This is a genomic window from Burkholderia sp. Ac-20365 (genome assembly GCF_017104715.1).
Lineage (GTDB): Bacteria > Pseudomonadota > Gammaproteobacteria > Burkholderiales > Burkholderiaceae > Paraburkholderia.
The window spans coordinates 513323-527756 of sequence record NZ_JAAGPI010000002.1 but is presented as its reverse complement, the minus strand read 5'-3'; the positions used below and the strand labels follow the sequence as shown (position 1 = coordinate 527756).

At 63.0% G+C, this 14434-nt stretch carries 13 protein-coding genes and 1 riboswitch; of the genes, 8 read left to right on the top strand and 5 right to left on the bottom strand.

The features are described from left to right. The first annotated feature begins 11 nt into the window (after positions 1-11). Together G3O01_RS05705 and G3O01_RS05700 are read left to right on the top strand one after the other, a co-directional pair. Positions 12-791, top strand: coding sequence for a DeoR/GlpR family DNA-binding transcription regulator (locus G3O01_RS05705; protein WP_205803548.1), 780 nt, complete (start codon positions 12-14; stop codon positions 789-791). A 368-nt stretch (positions 792-1159) separates the two neighbouring features. Continuing rightward, positions 1160-1357 (top strand): hypothetical protein, encoded by a 198-nt coding sequence (locus G3O01_RS05700; protein WP_012399841.1) that lies wholly within the window; start codon positions 1160-1162, stop codon positions 1355-1357. Positions 1358-1541: 184 nt separating this feature from the next. On the opposite strand, the gene G3O01_RS05695 is transcribed toward G3O01_RS05700, so the two are convergent. Continuing rightward, positions 1542-1931, bottom strand: a complete 390-nt coding sequence (locus G3O01_RS05695) for a hypothetical protein (protein WP_205803547.1) — start codon at positions 1929-1931, stop codon at positions 1542-1544. Positions 1932-2134: 203 nt separating this feature from the next. On the opposite strand from G3O01_RS05695, the gene glpD reads away from it, so the two are divergent. From glpD to G3O01_RS05680, 3 genes are all read left to right on the top strand, one after another. Continuing rightward, positions 2135-3664, top strand: a complete 1530-nt coding sequence (gene glpD / locus G3O01_RS05690; RefSeq protein ID WP_205803546.1) for a glycerol-3-phosphate dehydrogenase — start codon at positions 2135-2137, stop codon at positions 3662-3664. Positions 3665-3805: 141 nt separating this feature from the next. Then, positions 3806-5305, top strand: coding sequence for a glycerol kinase GlpK (gene glpK, locus G3O01_RS05685; RefSeq protein WP_205803545.1), 1500 nt, complete (start codon positions 3806-3808; stop codon positions 5303-5305). A 152-nt stretch (positions 5306-5457) separates the two neighbouring features. Further along, on the top strand, positions 5458-6144 hold the full coding sequence (locus G3O01_RS05680; RefSeq protein WP_205803716.1) for an HAD family hydrolase: 687 nt from the start codon (positions 5458-5460) through the stop codon (positions 6142-6144). 723 nt (positions 6145-6867) lie between these two features. Here G3O01_RS05680 and ribB read toward each other — a convergent pair. From ribB to G3O01_RS05660, 4 genes are all read right to left on the bottom strand, one after another. Continuing rightward, the gene (ribB, locus tag G3O01_RS05675) at positions 6868-7599 is read right to left on the bottom strand and encodes a 3,4-dihydroxy-2-butanone-4-phosphate synthase (RefSeq protein WP_205803544.1); all 732 of its coding nucleotides are present in this window, start codon (positions 7597-7599) and stop codon (positions 6868-6870) included. Positions 7600-7813: 214 nt separating this feature from the next. Further along, a riboswitch (FMN riboswitch) is annotated at positions 7814-7986 on the bottom strand. Positions 7987-8071: 85 nt separating this feature from the next. Continuing rightward, positions 8072-8782: an XRE family transcriptional regulator gene (locus G3O01_RS05670; RefSeq protein ID WP_205803543.1), complete on the bottom strand. Its 711-nt coding sequence runs from the start codon at positions 8780-8782 to the stop codon at positions 8072-8074. Positions 8783-9037: 255 nt separating this feature from the next. Then, a complete protein-coding gene (locus tag G3O01_RS05665) occupies positions 9038-10216 on the bottom strand; it encodes an MFS transporter (protein WP_205803542.1) in 1179 nt (392 codons plus the stop codon). 17 nt (positions 10217-10233) lie between these two features. Beyond that, positions 10234-10644 carry a VOC family protein gene (locus G3O01_RS05660; RefSeq protein ID WP_205803541.1) on the bottom strand — a complete coding sequence of 137 codons (411 nt, stop codon included), beginning with the start codon at positions 10642-10644 and terminating at the stop codon, positions 10234-10236. Between the two features lie 114 nt (positions 10645-10758). Between G3O01_RS05660 and G3O01_RS05655 the strand changes: the two genes are divergently transcribed. The 3 genes from G3O01_RS05655 to G3O01_RS05645 all read left to right on the top strand — a co-directional run bounded on the left by G3O01_RS05655 (position 10759) and on the right by G3O01_RS05645 (position 14424). Continuing rightward, entirely contained in the window at positions 10759-11763 is a 1005-nt protein-coding gene (locus G3O01_RS05655; protein ID WP_205803540.1) for a LysR family transcriptional regulator, read from the top strand. A gap of 180 nt (positions 11764-11943) precedes the next feature. Next, entirely contained in the window at positions 11944-13314 is a 1371-nt protein-coding gene (miaB, locus tag G3O01_RS05650) for a tRNA (N6-isopentenyl adenosine(37)-C2)-methylthiotransferase MiaB (protein ID WP_205803539.1), read from the top strand. A 33-nt stretch (positions 13315-13347) separates the two neighbouring features. Beyond that, positions 13348-14424, top strand: coding sequence for a PhoH family protein (locus G3O01_RS05645; RefSeq protein ID WP_205803538.1), 1077 nt, complete (start codon positions 13348-13350; stop codon positions 14422-14424). Positions 14425-14434 lie beyond the last annotated feature (10 nt).

The window sequence follows — 14434 nt, the reverse complement described above, 5'->3', positions numbered from 1 at the left end:
CAAAAATCATCATGACACGAGACCCCCGCCTCACGCTTAACGCACGTCAACAGGAACTGCTGGAGTGGGTGCAACGCGACGGCTTTGTCACGGTCGACGATCTGGCCGCGCACTTCGATGTCACACCGCAGACGATCCGCCGCGACGTCAACTGGCTCGCCGACATGAACCTGCTGCGCCGCTATCACGGTGGCGCCAGTCTGCCGACGAGTTCCGAGAACGTGTCGTACAGCGCGCGGCAGCGGATGTTCCATGACGAGAAGCGGCGCATCGCCGCGCTCGTCGCCACACACATTCCCGATCAGGCATCCCTCTTCATCAACCTCGGCACGACGACGGAAGAAGTCGCGCGCGCGCTGAACCGTCATCGCGGCTTGCGCGTGATCACGAACAACCTGAACGTCGCGAGCATGATGAGCGGCTACCCGGACTGCGAGGTGCTGGTGACGGGCGGGATCGTGCGTCCGTGGGACAAGGGTATCGTCGGCGAACTCGCAATCGACTTCATCCGCCAGTTCAAGGTCGACTTCGCGATCATCGGCACGTCGAGCATCGAAACGGATGGCACGCTGCGCGACTTCGATACGCGCGAGGTGCGCGTCGCGGAGGCGATCATCGAACATTCGCGCACCGTCTTCCTCGCCGCCGATCACTCCAAATTCGGTCGCCCGGCGCTTGTACGCCAGGGGCATCTGAACCAGATCGACTCGCTCTTCACCGACGCCCCGCCGCCGCCCGACATGACCGAAACGCTGACCAACGCGGGCACCCAGGTCTACATTGCCGAATGACATGCGCGCGGTACGGCCGGATTGGCCTCCACAGCCGCACCGCTCATTTCCGCCATGCTGCAGCGCACGCAAAAGTTACAGTGAAATCAAGGATTTGCTGCGCGGACCAGACCGCCTCTCGCACGCGCCGCTGTCAACGGGAAAATTTACTGGGGCCGTGTTGGACTTCCGGCTGCAATTGACTACACTCCAGTTCCCCAACGTCCTTAAACGTCCCCGGACTGAGCGGCATGCGTTGGACATGGGGTGAAGAAAGCAAAACTTCAGGCCTGATCCGTGGGTTCGCTGCCCAATGGATCCTCCGTCTGCCGGCAGGGCCGTCGGCTGGCGCAATGGCAACCCGAGTACGCTTGACATGGAGAGAAACGATGCTGAGTCCGCATGAATTCGCCACGTTGTTGCTCGTCAAGGACGCCCCTAACCAGGTCGATATGGAACGCGAAGAGCTTGATGCACTGCTCGAACGGCAGTTGGTGGAGCTCGAAAAACTCGCGTCGGGCTTGCAACAATGGCGCATCACGGAATCGGGCGATACGGCTCTTCGAGCGATCAAGCGCTTTTCCTGACGGCAATCGAGCGCGCTATATACCTATACGCGTTTGCCTGTCAGATCCCTGCGGCCGGGGGCGTGTTCGCAACGGACACGCGATCATACGGACGCCTGGACGGTCACGCGGCATTGCCCGCCTGGCCGTCTTTATGTTTTCGGGCCCGCCCCGCCATGGTTGAGCGGCGCGTCGGCGTGAGCGCTCAGCCGCTGCGCAGCGTCGGATCGACGGCGGCGCGCCAGCTCAGCGCTTTCACGCGCTGTGCGTTGAAGAACTCGACCCACTGGTTGCGCATCTGCGGATCCGTGCTCGCGCCCTGCGCCGCGTAGCGCTGGGCAAGCGCCGTCTGGAACGCGCAGTAATCCGCCTTCGATACCCCGCCGCGCTTGTTGGCCACATAGGCGTCGAATAGCGTCACATAGACGGATTGCGCGTCGCTGCCGTAATCGGCGGGCTGGCTTCCGCACATTGCCTGCAAATCGGCGAACGACGGCGCGCCCAGCGTCCCGTTCAGGCTCGGCGTACTCACGCAACCCGCCAGCGCTGCCGCGATTGCCAGCGCCCCCGCGCCCGTCTTCCAGATTCCACGCATGAATTTCACCTCGTATCGCCGTCGTACGGCTCGTTGCCGGAAGTATCGTCCGGGCGCGCGAATCCTGCCACCGGCGCGCAAAATCGCGCACCGATATGCGGCAAGTCGAACTTTACTTTTTCGAATATGTTCATTAAAGTTTCGAAAACGAACATTACGAACTCACATCAACCCTACTTTTTCCTCCCTCAGGGGCATTCCGGGTGACGCAAGACTCCATTTACGACCTGCTCGTCGTCGGCGGCGGGATCAACGGCGCGGGCATCGCGCGCGACGCAGCGGGCCGCGGTCTGTCCGTGCTGCTGTGCGAACAGGACGATCTGGCCGCGCATACGTCGTCGGCCAGCACCAAGCTCATTCACGGCGGCCTGCGCTATCTGGAGTACCGTGAGTTCGGGCTCGTGCGCAAGGCGCTGCAGGAACGCGAGACGCTGCTGCGCGCCGCGCCGCACATCATGTGGCCGCTGCGCTTCGTGATGCCGCATATGCCCGATCTGCGGCCCGCGTGGCTGATTCGCGCCGGCCTCTTTCTCTATGACCACCTTGCGCGTCGGGAATTGCTGCCCGGCTCGCGCGGCATCGACATGCGCAAGCACGCCGCGGGCAAGCCGCTGATCGATTCGATCAAACGCGGCTTCGTGTATTCGGATGGCTGGGTCGACGACGCGCGTCTCGTCGTGCTGAACGCGCTCGATGCGCAGGAACGCGGCGCGACCATCCTGACGCGTACGAAGCTGATCGCCGCCAAACGCGTGAATGGTGAATGGCATGCGCAATTGCAGCGCGCGGACGGCTCCATGCTGACAGCGCGCGCGCGTTCGATCGCGAATGCGGCGGGTCCGTGGGTCGGCGAACTGCTGCGCGGCCCGCTCGCACGCGAAGCGAATTACAGCGTGCGGCTCGTGAAAGGCAGCCACATCGTCGTGCGCAAGCTGTTCGATCACGATCACGCGTACATCTTCCAGAACCCGGACAAGCGCATCATCTTTGCGATTCCGTATGAGCGCGACTTCACACTGATCGGCACGACGGACCTCGAATACAAGGGCGATCCGTCGAAGGTGGCGATCGAAGGATCCGAAACGCAGTATCTGTGCGATTCGATCAACCGCTATTTCAAGCAGCACATCGCGCCGCGCGACGTGTACTGGACGTATTCCGGCGTGCGTCCGCTGCTGGAAGACGAGAACGCGGACAACCCGTCAGCCGTGACGCGCGACTACCGCCTCGAACTCGATGCGCCTGCTGGCGAAGCACCATTGCTGTCGGTGTTCGGCGGCAAGATCACGACGTTCCGCAAGCTCGCCGAAGAAGCCGTCGACGATCTCACGCGCGCGTTGCAGCACGACAAGCCGACGTGGACAGCGGGCGCACCGCTGCCCGGCGGCGATATCGCGCACGCGGATTTCGAGCGCTTCGCGGCGCAGTTCGCGCAGCAGCATGCATGGCTGCCCGCTGGGCTCGCACGTCGATATGCGCGGGCTTACGGCACGCGCGCCGGACGTGTGATCGGCTCAGCGCGCTCATTGGCCGATCTCGGCCAGCAATTTTCGCCTGGCCTCTATGAAGCCGAACTGCGCTATCTGCGCGAATCCGAATGGGCGACGACGGCGCAGGACGTGTTGTGGCGTCGTTCAAAGCTCGGCCTGCACGTCGAGCCGGGCACGCTCGAAAGCGTCACCCGCGACATCGACGCGTGGTTCGCCCGAGCGACCGCGAAGCAGCACGCCTGACCTTCAGGCACGCGCGCGCAGACAACGCGCGGCGATTCCGCCGCGCCGCCGCGCATGCAACAATCCGCGCAGGCAGCAATTTATCGCGTGACCTGAGCGCGCCGCCGCGCCGGTCCGACAAAAACGCATGGAGAAGAGACGATGCAGGATCAGTACATCCTGGCGCTAGACCAGGGCACCACGAGTTCGCGCGCGATGCTGTTCGATCGCAAGGGCAATGTCGTCTCGGTCGCACAGAAGGAATTTCAGCAGATCTATCCGCATCCGGGCTGGGTCGAGCACGATCCGCAGGAAATCTGGGCAACGCAGGCGGGCGTCGCCGCTGAAGCCGTCACGCATGCCGGGCTGAACGGCACGGCGATTGCCGCGATCGGCATCACGAACCAGCGCGAGACGACGATCGTGTGGGATCGCGAAACGGGCCATCCCATCTACAACGCGATCGTATGGCAGGACCGGCGCACGGCCGACTTCTGCGACCAGTTGAAAGCACAAGGGCTGGAAGCGAAATTCCGCGCGAAGACCGGCTTGCCGATCGATTCGTATTTCTCCGCGACGAAGATCCGCTGGATTCTGGATAACGTCGATGGCGCACGCGAAAAGGCGCGGCAGGGCAAGCTCGCGTTCGGCACGGTCGACAGCTGGCTCGTGTGGAATTTCACCAAGCACGAACTGCATATCACCGACGTCACCAACGCTTCGCGCACGATGCTCTTCAACATTCACACGCTGCAATGGGACGACGAGCTGCTCGACGCGCTCGACATTCCGCGCAGCATGCTGCCCCAAGTGCGCCCGTCGTCTGAAGTGTATGGGCCGACCAAGACCACCGTATTCGCGTCGAAGATTCCGCTCGCGGGCATCGCGGGCGACCAGCACGCCGCGCTGTTCGGCCAGATGTGCACGCGCTCGGGCATGGTGAAGAACACCTACGGCACCGGCTGTTTCCTCGTGATGAACACGGGCACGAAGCCGATCGAGTCGAAGAACAATCTCGTGACGACGATCGCCTGGCAGATCGGCGATCAGGTGAACTATGCGCTCGAAGGCAGCATCTTCATCGCGGGCGCGGTGGTGCAATGGCTGCGCGATGGCTTGGGCATCATCCGCAGCGCGTCGGAGATCGAAGCGCTCGCGCGCGGCGTCGAACATTGCGACGGCGTGTATCTGGTGCCGGCGTTCGCGGGCCTTGGCGCGCCGCACTGGAATGCGCGCGCACGCGGCACGCTGTTCGGCGTCACGCGCGGCACGACGTCGGCGCATATCGCGCGCGCGGCGCTCGATTCGATCGCGTATCAATCCGTCGATGTGCTGAAGGCGATGGAAGCGGACTCGGGCATTCATATCGACGAATTGCGCGTTGACGGTGGCGCGTGTGCGAACAATCTGCTGATGCAGTTCCAGGCCGACATTCTCGGCGTCGACGCCGTGCGTCCTCAGGTCAGCGAAACGACGGCACTCGGCGCCGCGTATCTCGCTGGCCTCGCAACGGGCTACTGGAAGGATATCGACGAATTGCAGAGCCAGTGGAAGCTCGAACATCGCTTCTCGCCGTCGATGCCGGCCGATCAGGCGAAAGCGTGTCTGGACGGTTGGCAGCGCGCGATTCGCGCCGCGAAGGCCTGGGCTGACGCACCCTGATCGAACGCGCGCTTGCGCCGCTTTGTTCCGCGTGCCCAATGCGGCGCGCGGGACAGCAAAGGCCGTATGATGTCGCTTTCAGTTCGCTGTAGGGCTCGCGGCGATGCGTGTGCATCGACGTTTGCGGGCGGCGCTTTTCTTCTGTTTTCCGCATGATCGATCATCTTATTTGCGACTGCGACGGTGTGCTCGTCGACAGTGAAGTCATCGCCGACCGCGTGATGCACGACACGCTCGCCGCCACTTTTCCGACGCTGGATTTCCATGAGATTTGCGGGACCGCTTTCGGTCAGCAGACATCACGTTTTCTGGAGAGCGTCGAAGCGGCGTTCGATATCAAGCTGCCCGCCGATTTTCTGCAGACTGTCGAGGCGAATGTCGAGGCTGAGTTGGCATCGTCGCTGTCGGCGATCAGTGGCGTGCGGGATGCGTTGCAGCGTGTGACGTTGCCGGCGGCTGTCGTGTCGAATAGCAGGATGACGCGGGTGAGTGCTTCCGTTCGCCGCGCTGGTCTCGCTGAGATTTTTGGGTCCCGGGTGTTTAGCGCTGAGCAGGTTGCGCGGCCGAAGCCTTATCCGGATGTTTATCTGTTTGCTGCGCAGCAGTTAGGGGTCGAGCCGGCGCGCTGCGTTGTTGTTGAAGATAGCGTCGCTGGGTTGAATGCCGCTCGCGCGGCTGGCATGTTCACTATCGCGTTTGTTGGGGCTAGTCATATTCCTGATGGCTACGCCGATGTGCTGCGGAATATGGGGATTACTCGGATCATGCAGCATATGGGGGAGTTGCCAGCGTTGCTGGAGGGTGGATTGCGGGGGGAGTTTGGGGACGTGCAGTCGTAGGTTTTTGGTTGTCTTTGCGACGCTGATCGGTTTGCCTGGGTGTGCGCTGGCATCCGCGATGTGCCTTCGTGCTTCTAGCGTTGCCCCTGTGCGGGGCGGCACTTACTTTCTTTGCCGCCGCAAAGAAAGTAAGCAAAGAAAGCGGGCTAACACCGCCCTTACTTGACCACTGCCTGAGGGACCCCGACGGGTCTTCCGCTTCAAACGGCGTTCTGCCATTCAATGCCCGTTGCCAGCCCTTCGAATGAGCGCCTCACCCACATCAAGCACCCGTAGCGCAGCAAACGGCAGCGAATGGTCACTGCCGCCCAGGTGGCAAACTGTGTGTAGGGCGTAGTGCTTCACACGTCAGCGCTCTTACGACACCGACCGTATTTTTCAGTCCGGAGTGGACCGCATACGTCGCAAAAGCCGACACACAGTTTGCCGCTATAGAACGTGGGCAATTTGATCGCGCGTGTGGCGACGCGGGAGTGAGAAGCGGGTGAGGCGTCCATTCAGAGCGCTGGCAACGGGCAGTGAAAAGCCGGTTGCCGCGTGAAGCGGAGGAACTGTTGGGGGCCCTCAGGCGGTGGTCAAGAACGGGCGGTGTTCAGCGGCTTTCTTTTGCCTACTTTTCTTTGCCGCGGCAAAGAAAAGTAGGTGCCGCCCCGCACAGGGGCAACGCTAGCAGACCGATAACAAAACGCGGATGCCAGCGAAACCCAAACAACAACAACATCCCTACGCCTCCACCAACTCCCGCGCAGCAGCCAACACCTTCCGAAACTCAACAAGCTCAGCAATAGTCAGCATAGGCATCCGATGCCGAGCGGCAAAAACCTCAACATCATCGCCCCGCATCATCGTGCCATCGGCGTTCATCAACTCGCACAGGACACCAGCGGGCTTAAGCCCCGCCAAAGTCACGAGATCGACGGTGCCTTCTGTATGACCGCGTCGCGCCAGCACGCCGCCCGGCATCGCGCGCAACGGATACACGTGGCCCGGCCGCACGATATCGGCCGGCTTCGCGTTATCGGCAATCGCCGCACGAATCGTCGTCAAACGATCAGCCGCCGACACCCCCGTCGACACACCCTCGCGTGCTTCGATCGACACCGTAAAGGCCGTCGTATTGCGACTCTCGTTGTGAGCCGTCATCGGCGGCAATTCGAGCGCGCGGACCTTGTCGTCGTTCAGACACAAACACACAATCCCGCTGCATTCGCGGATGAACAGCGCCATCATCTCGACGCTCATGCGCTCCGCCGACATGATCAGATCAGCCTCGTTCTCACGATCGTGATCGTCCTGAAGCACAACGGCACGGCCCTCGCGCAACGCGTCAAGCGCAGCGGCGATACGCGGCGGAACAGGTTCAGTGGCAAGCAGGGGAAGATCGGCAGAAGCGTCTTCAGCGACGACGGAAGGCGCAGGCCAGACGAATGCAGCAGATGCAGATACTACGGACATGTGAAACGCTCCTCGCAAGAGTGTGGGCGAAAAACGTTTCAGGGCATTGCAAACAGACAAACGAGACAAACGCACCCCGTCAGCCGCAAACGGCTGCCACACAGCAACGGACAGCGCGCCGCTCAACGAGCAGCACAAAAGCCGCCATCCCGCATGGAACAGAAGCAACGCGAAAGCGCACACTCCCATCGACAGGAGACTCAGATGACTATCTGCACATCTTCTTCCATCCGGACTCTAACCGTCGGCTCTGGCCTCTCACCAGATCTGCTGACCCTGCAACTCAAACGACAACGCAGGCGCTCGCGGGCTCGCAGACTTGCGCATCATGAAACGCGCCATCTGCATACCGCCGGTGGGGAATTTCACCCCGCCCTGAAGACGTACTGATTACCGGATCGATCCGGCTCGCAGAGCATACAACAACCTCGCGCGGCGTGCAGCCCGCGCGTACTTCGTGCTTCTTCGTGCCTCATCCTTCGGAATGCGCAAGCGGCGCATCGTGATGCGTTTCCTGCGGCACGTCCCAGCGCGGCGGCGTCTCCGCATTCACGGTCACGCGAAACGCGCGCGCTTCCGTGTCGCCGGGATTGCGCAGGCTGTGCGGCTGGTCGGCATCGAAGACGATCGAGTCGCCCGTCGCGAGCAGCTGACGCCGGTCGTGCACGCTGACTTCGAGCGTGCCGACGCTCACGACGAGGTTGACCGTCGTCCCCGGCGCGCGGCGCGTGCCCGGCTCAGTGTGCAGCGGCGCGATGCGCAGCTCGTGAAATTCGGCCGTCGACGGCTCGGCGTCGGGATGCAACGCGCGCGTCCAGTAACGGCCATTCGATGTCACGACGCGCGCCGAGCGATCCGCCGGCAAATGCTCGAAACCATTCACGGCATGCTGCCGCAGGAACGCCGCGACCGATACTTTCAACGCCGCCGCGACCTTGCACAGCACTTTGATCGACGGCACGCTGCGCGCCGATTCGATCTGCGCGAGCATCGCGCGCGAAACACCCGACGCGCGGGCCAGCGCGTCGAGCGACAACTGACGCTCGGCGCGCAGCCGCGCGAGATTCACGCCGACGCGGTGTTCGAGCGCATCGAATTCGGTGGAACGCGTTTCGTCGTGGGCGTGGGCTGCGTCGTGACCTTCCGACGCGCGGTCGCGTACGAGCGCAAGCGGTGACTGCATGATTTGCCTCCAGAAGCTCCGCATCGGTGCGGAGCAAGCACTAGTGGAGGCAAGACTAGCACCCGGTTTTCCCGCGCCCAACGAAGTTATCTTCACACTGTTATCACGATCGCAGAGGACCCTTATGCGCTGACGTGCGATGCGTTCAGCACGCGGACTTTGAAAGCATCAGACGAAAAAAATGCCCACGCATCGTTGCGTGGGCATCGACATACTCGCTCGATCACGCGGCCGTTCAATGGCCGCGCGCCAAACTCAAACCCGCTCGCGCACGTCACGCGCAACAACAGCTGCGGGCGCATCCATCCGCGCGGCAATCCACGTCAGTGCCAGTGCGGCCAGCGCAACCAGAGCCGCCACGTAAGGCAATGCGTCGAGTCCATAGCCGTGGCTGATTGCCAGCCCGCCAAGCCACGCGCCGCCCGCATTGCCAACGTTGAACGCACCGATATTGAGCGTCGACGCCAGATTCGGCGCCGCCTTCGCCTTTTCGACCACGCGCATCTGCAGCGGCGGCACCGTCGCGAAGGCCGCGATACCCCAGATGAAGACGGTAATGGCAGCCGCAATCTGCGAATGGCTGGTGTGCGCGAACACGGCCATCACCACAGCGAGCGCGATCAGAATGCCCATCAGCGACGGCATCAGCGAACGGTCCGCGAGCTTGCCGCCAATCGTATTGCCGACCGTCAGACCGACGCCGAACAGCACGAGAATCAGCGTGACACCGTGCGGCGTGAAACCGCTCACCTGTTCGAGAATCGGCGCGATGTAGGTGAACACGACGAACACGCCGCCGAACCCGAGCACCGTCATCGTCAGGGCGAGCCAGACTTGCGGCTCCTTCAGCACGCGCACTTCATGGCCGAGACCCGCCGGACCCGTGTCATGCCGGTTCGGCACGAGCGCCGTAACACCCGCGAGCGACAGCACGCCGAACGCGGCCACGATCCAGAACGCCGTGCGCCAGCCGAACATCTGGCCGATGAACGTGCCGAACGGCACGCCGAGCACGTTCGCGAGCGTAAGGCCCGTGAACATCAGCGCAATCGCACTCGCCCGCTTTTCCTGCGGCACGAGCGATGCAGCCACCACCGCGCCGATGCCGAAGAACGAGCCGTGCGCAAACGACGTCACGACACGCGCGATCATCAGCACCGAATAGTCGGACGCGATCGCGCACAGCACGTTACCGACAATGAACACGCCCATCAGCAATTGCAGCGCCAGCTTGCGCGGCATCTTGCTGGTGACGACGGCCAAGAGCGGCGCGCCGACGGCCACGCCGAGCGCATAGCCGCTGACCAGCAGACCGGCAGAAGGAAGCGACACGGCGAGATCCTTCGCCACATCGGGCAGCAAGCCCATGATGACGAACTCGGTGGTGCCGATGGCAAATGCGCTGATCGCGAGCGCAAGCAATGGAATGGGCATGGAAAGCTCCAGACGATTCAGAAGGACGCGCGCTGGACATTGCGCGCCGCCGTCACGAATTCGATGACGACGGACGCGGCCAGCGCGACGAACAGTTGCACTTCACCCGAAAGCGGCACATCGGCGGTCTGATACGCGACGCCGGCCTTGTCCAGCCGCGCGCGCAGCGCCTGCCACTGCGCGCCGTCGTCGAGACGGAACGCGAGGTGGTCGATGCGCGGCGTCACGCGGCCGGCATGGCCCGGCAAGGTCGAATCGACGAGATGAATCACCGGGCGGCCATCGGCGGGGCCGCCATCGGCGTAAAGCCAGTAGCCGCCGACACCGAACGGCGGGCGAGCGCCCTCTTCCAACCCGACGACATCGACGAAAAACTGTCGGGTGGCGTCGAGATCAGGGGTAACGATCGTCGCGTGGTCGAGATGCATGATGCGTGCTCCGGGTAAACGCGGATATCGCGTTATCAGGATCGGATTGTCCCCGAAGCTCGCACTTTTGATAATTGGCGTACCATTTGAAGGATTTTCAAATGGCGTCGAATAATGACCGACAACCTGGGTGACATCCGGCTCTTCGTCGAAGCGGCGCAGTTGGGCAGCCTGTCGGCGGCGGGCCGCAAGCTCGGCCTGACGCCCGCGGCGGCGAGCGCGCGTCTGGCGAAGCTCGAAGGCGGGTTGAAGGCGCGCCTGTTCGAGCGCACCACGCGGCAGTTGCGCCTCACCGACGAAGGCCGTCTTTATCTCAGCTGCTGCCAGCAGGCGCTGCGCGCACTCGACGATGCCGAAGCTGCGCTACAGGCCGGCCAGAATGCCGTGCGCGGCAAGGTGCGCATTTCCGCGACATCGGATTTCGGGCGCAATCTGCTGATGCACTGGCTCGACGAGTTCAACACGCTTTATCCAGATGTGACGTTCGCGCTCACGCTGTCCGATTCGCTGCAAAACCTGGTGCAGGAGGACATCGACCTCGCGATCCGCTTCGGCGTGCCGCAGGACAGTTCGCTGGTCGCGCGGCGGCTCGCGCCGAATCCGCGTGTGCTGTGCGCGTCGCCGGAATACATCGCGCGGCGCGGCGAGCCGAAAGATCCGCTCGATCTGGCCCGATTCGACTGCATCGTGCTGGGCACGGCATCCGGCCCCGTCAACGAATGGCGCTTCACGCGCGACGACGAGACGGTTACGTACACGATCCCGCTCGAATCCGCGCGCGAAACCAACGACGGCGCCGTCGCTCGCGAGTGGGCGCTGCGCGGCTACGGCATCGTGATCAAGTCGATGTGGGACGTCGAAGCCGATCTGAAAAGCGACGGCCTGCGCGTGCTGCTGCCCGAATGGCGCTATCCCGACGCGCCGCTGCACGCGCTTTACCACCGCAACCGCTTCATGGCGCCGCGCGTGCGCGTACTGCTGGATTTTCTGGCCGAGCGCTTCGCCAGAACGACGGGCGAACTGGAGGCGCAGCTCGGCCTGCCGCAGCCGCTGGACACCGCGCACAAACGTCCCGCGCGAGCCCGAAAATCGGTTGCAGACACGGATCCTGGCGTTTAAACGACGCGCCGGCACGCCGCCAAAGCCCCACGTCGCAAAGGGCTATAATGTTGGACTACGCTATAAAAACGCGTTTCGGGCGCTCCGGCCCGATCTTCCGCGCTGTGGCGCCACGCGTTTTTCATCTCTTCACCTTTTATTGACGCCCCCAGATTAATTGCTGCGACCGGCGAACACTCGATGACCAAGAAAGTTTATGTAAAGACCTTTGGCTGCCAGATGAACGAGTACGACTCCGACAAGATGGTCGACGTACTCGGCGCGGCGGAAGGCCTCGTCAAGACCGACACCCCCGAAGACGCTGACGTCATTCTGTTCAACACCTGCTCGGTGCGCGAAAAGGCGCAGGAGAAAGTGTTCTCCGACCTCGGCCGTGTGCGCGAACTGAAGGAAGCGAACCCGAATCTGCTGATCGGCGTCGGCGGTTGCGTGGCGAGCCAGGAAGGCGCGTCGATCGTGTCGCGGGCGCCGTACGTGGACCTCGTATTCGGTCCGCAGACGCTGCACCGTCTGCCGCAGATGATCGACCAGCGCCGCGCGAGCGGCCGTCCGCAGATCGACATCACGTTCCCTGAAATCGAGAAGTTCGATCACCTGCCGCCCGCGAAAGTGGATGGCCCGAGCGCGTTCGTGTCGATCATGGAAGGTTGCAGCAAGTACTGCAGCTACTGCGTCGTGCCGTACACGCGCGGTGAAGAAGTGTCGCGTCCGCTCGACGACGCGCTGACCGAAATCGCCGGTCTCGCCGATCAGGGCGTGCGCGAAGTCACGCTGCTCGGCCAGAACGTGAACGCGTATCGTGGCGCGATGACACTCGGCGCGACCGAAATCGCCGATTTCGCCACGCTGATCGAATACGTTGCGGACATTCCGGGCATCGAGCGGATCCGCTATACGACGTCGCATCCGAAGGAATTCACGCAGCGCCTGATCGACACCTACGCGAAGGTGCCGAAGCTCGTGAGCCATCTGCATCTGCCCGTGCAGCACGGCTCCGACCGCATCCTGATGGCGATGAAGCGCGGCTACACCGTGCTCGAATACAAGTCGGTGATCCGCAAGCTGCGCGCGATCCGCCCGGACCTGTCGCTGTCGACGGACATGATCGTCGGCTTCCCCGGCGAGACGGAAGAAGACTTCGAGAAAATGATGCAGCTCGTGCACGACATGAGCTACGACACGAGCTTCTCGTTCATCTATAGCCCGCGTCCCGGCACGCCCGCCGCAAACCTGCACGACGACACGCCGCGCGAAGTGAAGCTGCGCCGTCTGCAGCATCTGCAGGCCACCATCGAAGAAAACGTGCAGCGCATCAGCGAAGCGATGGTCGGCAAGGTCGAGTGCATTCTGGTCGAGCGCCCGGCGCGCAAGGACCCGAACGAACTCGCGGGCCGCACCGAGAATAACCGCGTGGTGAATTTCCCGGCGCCGGTGGAATCGCACGCGCGCCTCATCGGACAGATGATCGACGTGAAGATCGTGCACGCGTATCCGCATTCGCTGCGCGGCGAACTCGTGATGGTTCACGACACCGCGCCCGCCACTCATTAAGCTGTAGCGCACCGACAGGACCGAACTCAAGCCTTGAAGACCTCTCAGCAACATCTGGAATTCACTGCGCCGCGCGAAGACAACGCGCGGCTTGCCAACCTCTGCGGGCCGCTCGACGAAAACCTGCGGCAGATCGAGCAGGCGCTCGACGTCACGCTGCAGCGCCGCGGTCATCGCATCAGCATTCGCGGGCGCGGCGCGAAGATCGCGCTCAACGCGCTGGAAAATTTCTACAACAACGCGCGCGATCCTTTGTCCGTCGACGATATCCAGCTTGCGCTCGTCGAAGCGCGCCATCCGGCTGCCAATGGGCGTTCGGGCGGAAACGGCGAGACGGAAGTCGATCCCCGTTTTCGCGGCGACCCCGACCATCCGTTCGACGAACCCGTGCATGATGGTGGCGAAAACGAGGAAGAACTCGGTCCGAAGCTGTACACGCGCCGTGCCGACCTGCGCGGCCGCACGCCGGCGCAGCGCGAATATCTGAAGCAGATCGTCTCGCACGACGTCACGTTCGGCATCGGTCCGGCGGGTACGGGCAAGACGTATCTGGCCGTCGCCTGCGCCGTCGATGCGCTGGAGCGCGATCAGGTCAAGCGCATCGTGCTGACGCGTCCTGCTGTCGAAGCGGGCGAGCGCCTCGGCTTCCTGCCTGGCGATCTCGCGCAGAAGGTCGATCCGTATCTGCGTCCGCTGTACGACGCGCTCTACGATCTGCTCGGTTTCGACAAGACGGCGAAGATGTTCGAGCGCCAGATGATCGAAATCGCGCCGCTCGCTTACATGCGCGGCCGCACGCTGAATCACGCGTTCATCATTCTCGACGAGGCACAGAACACCACGCCTGAGCAGATGAAGATGTTCCTCACGCGTATCGGTTTCGGCTCGAAGGCCGTGGTGACGGGCGACACGACGCAGATCGACTTGCCGCGCGGCCACAAGAGCGGCCTGATCGAAGCGCAGCGTGTGCTCGCGGACGTGCGCGGCATCGCGCTCACGCGCTTCACGAGCGCGGACGTGGTGCGGCATCCGCTGGTGGCGCGTATCGTCGAGGCTTACGACGCGGCTTCGAAGAAAGAAGCGGCCGCGGAAGCCGAAGCCGCGAAGTAATCCGGACATG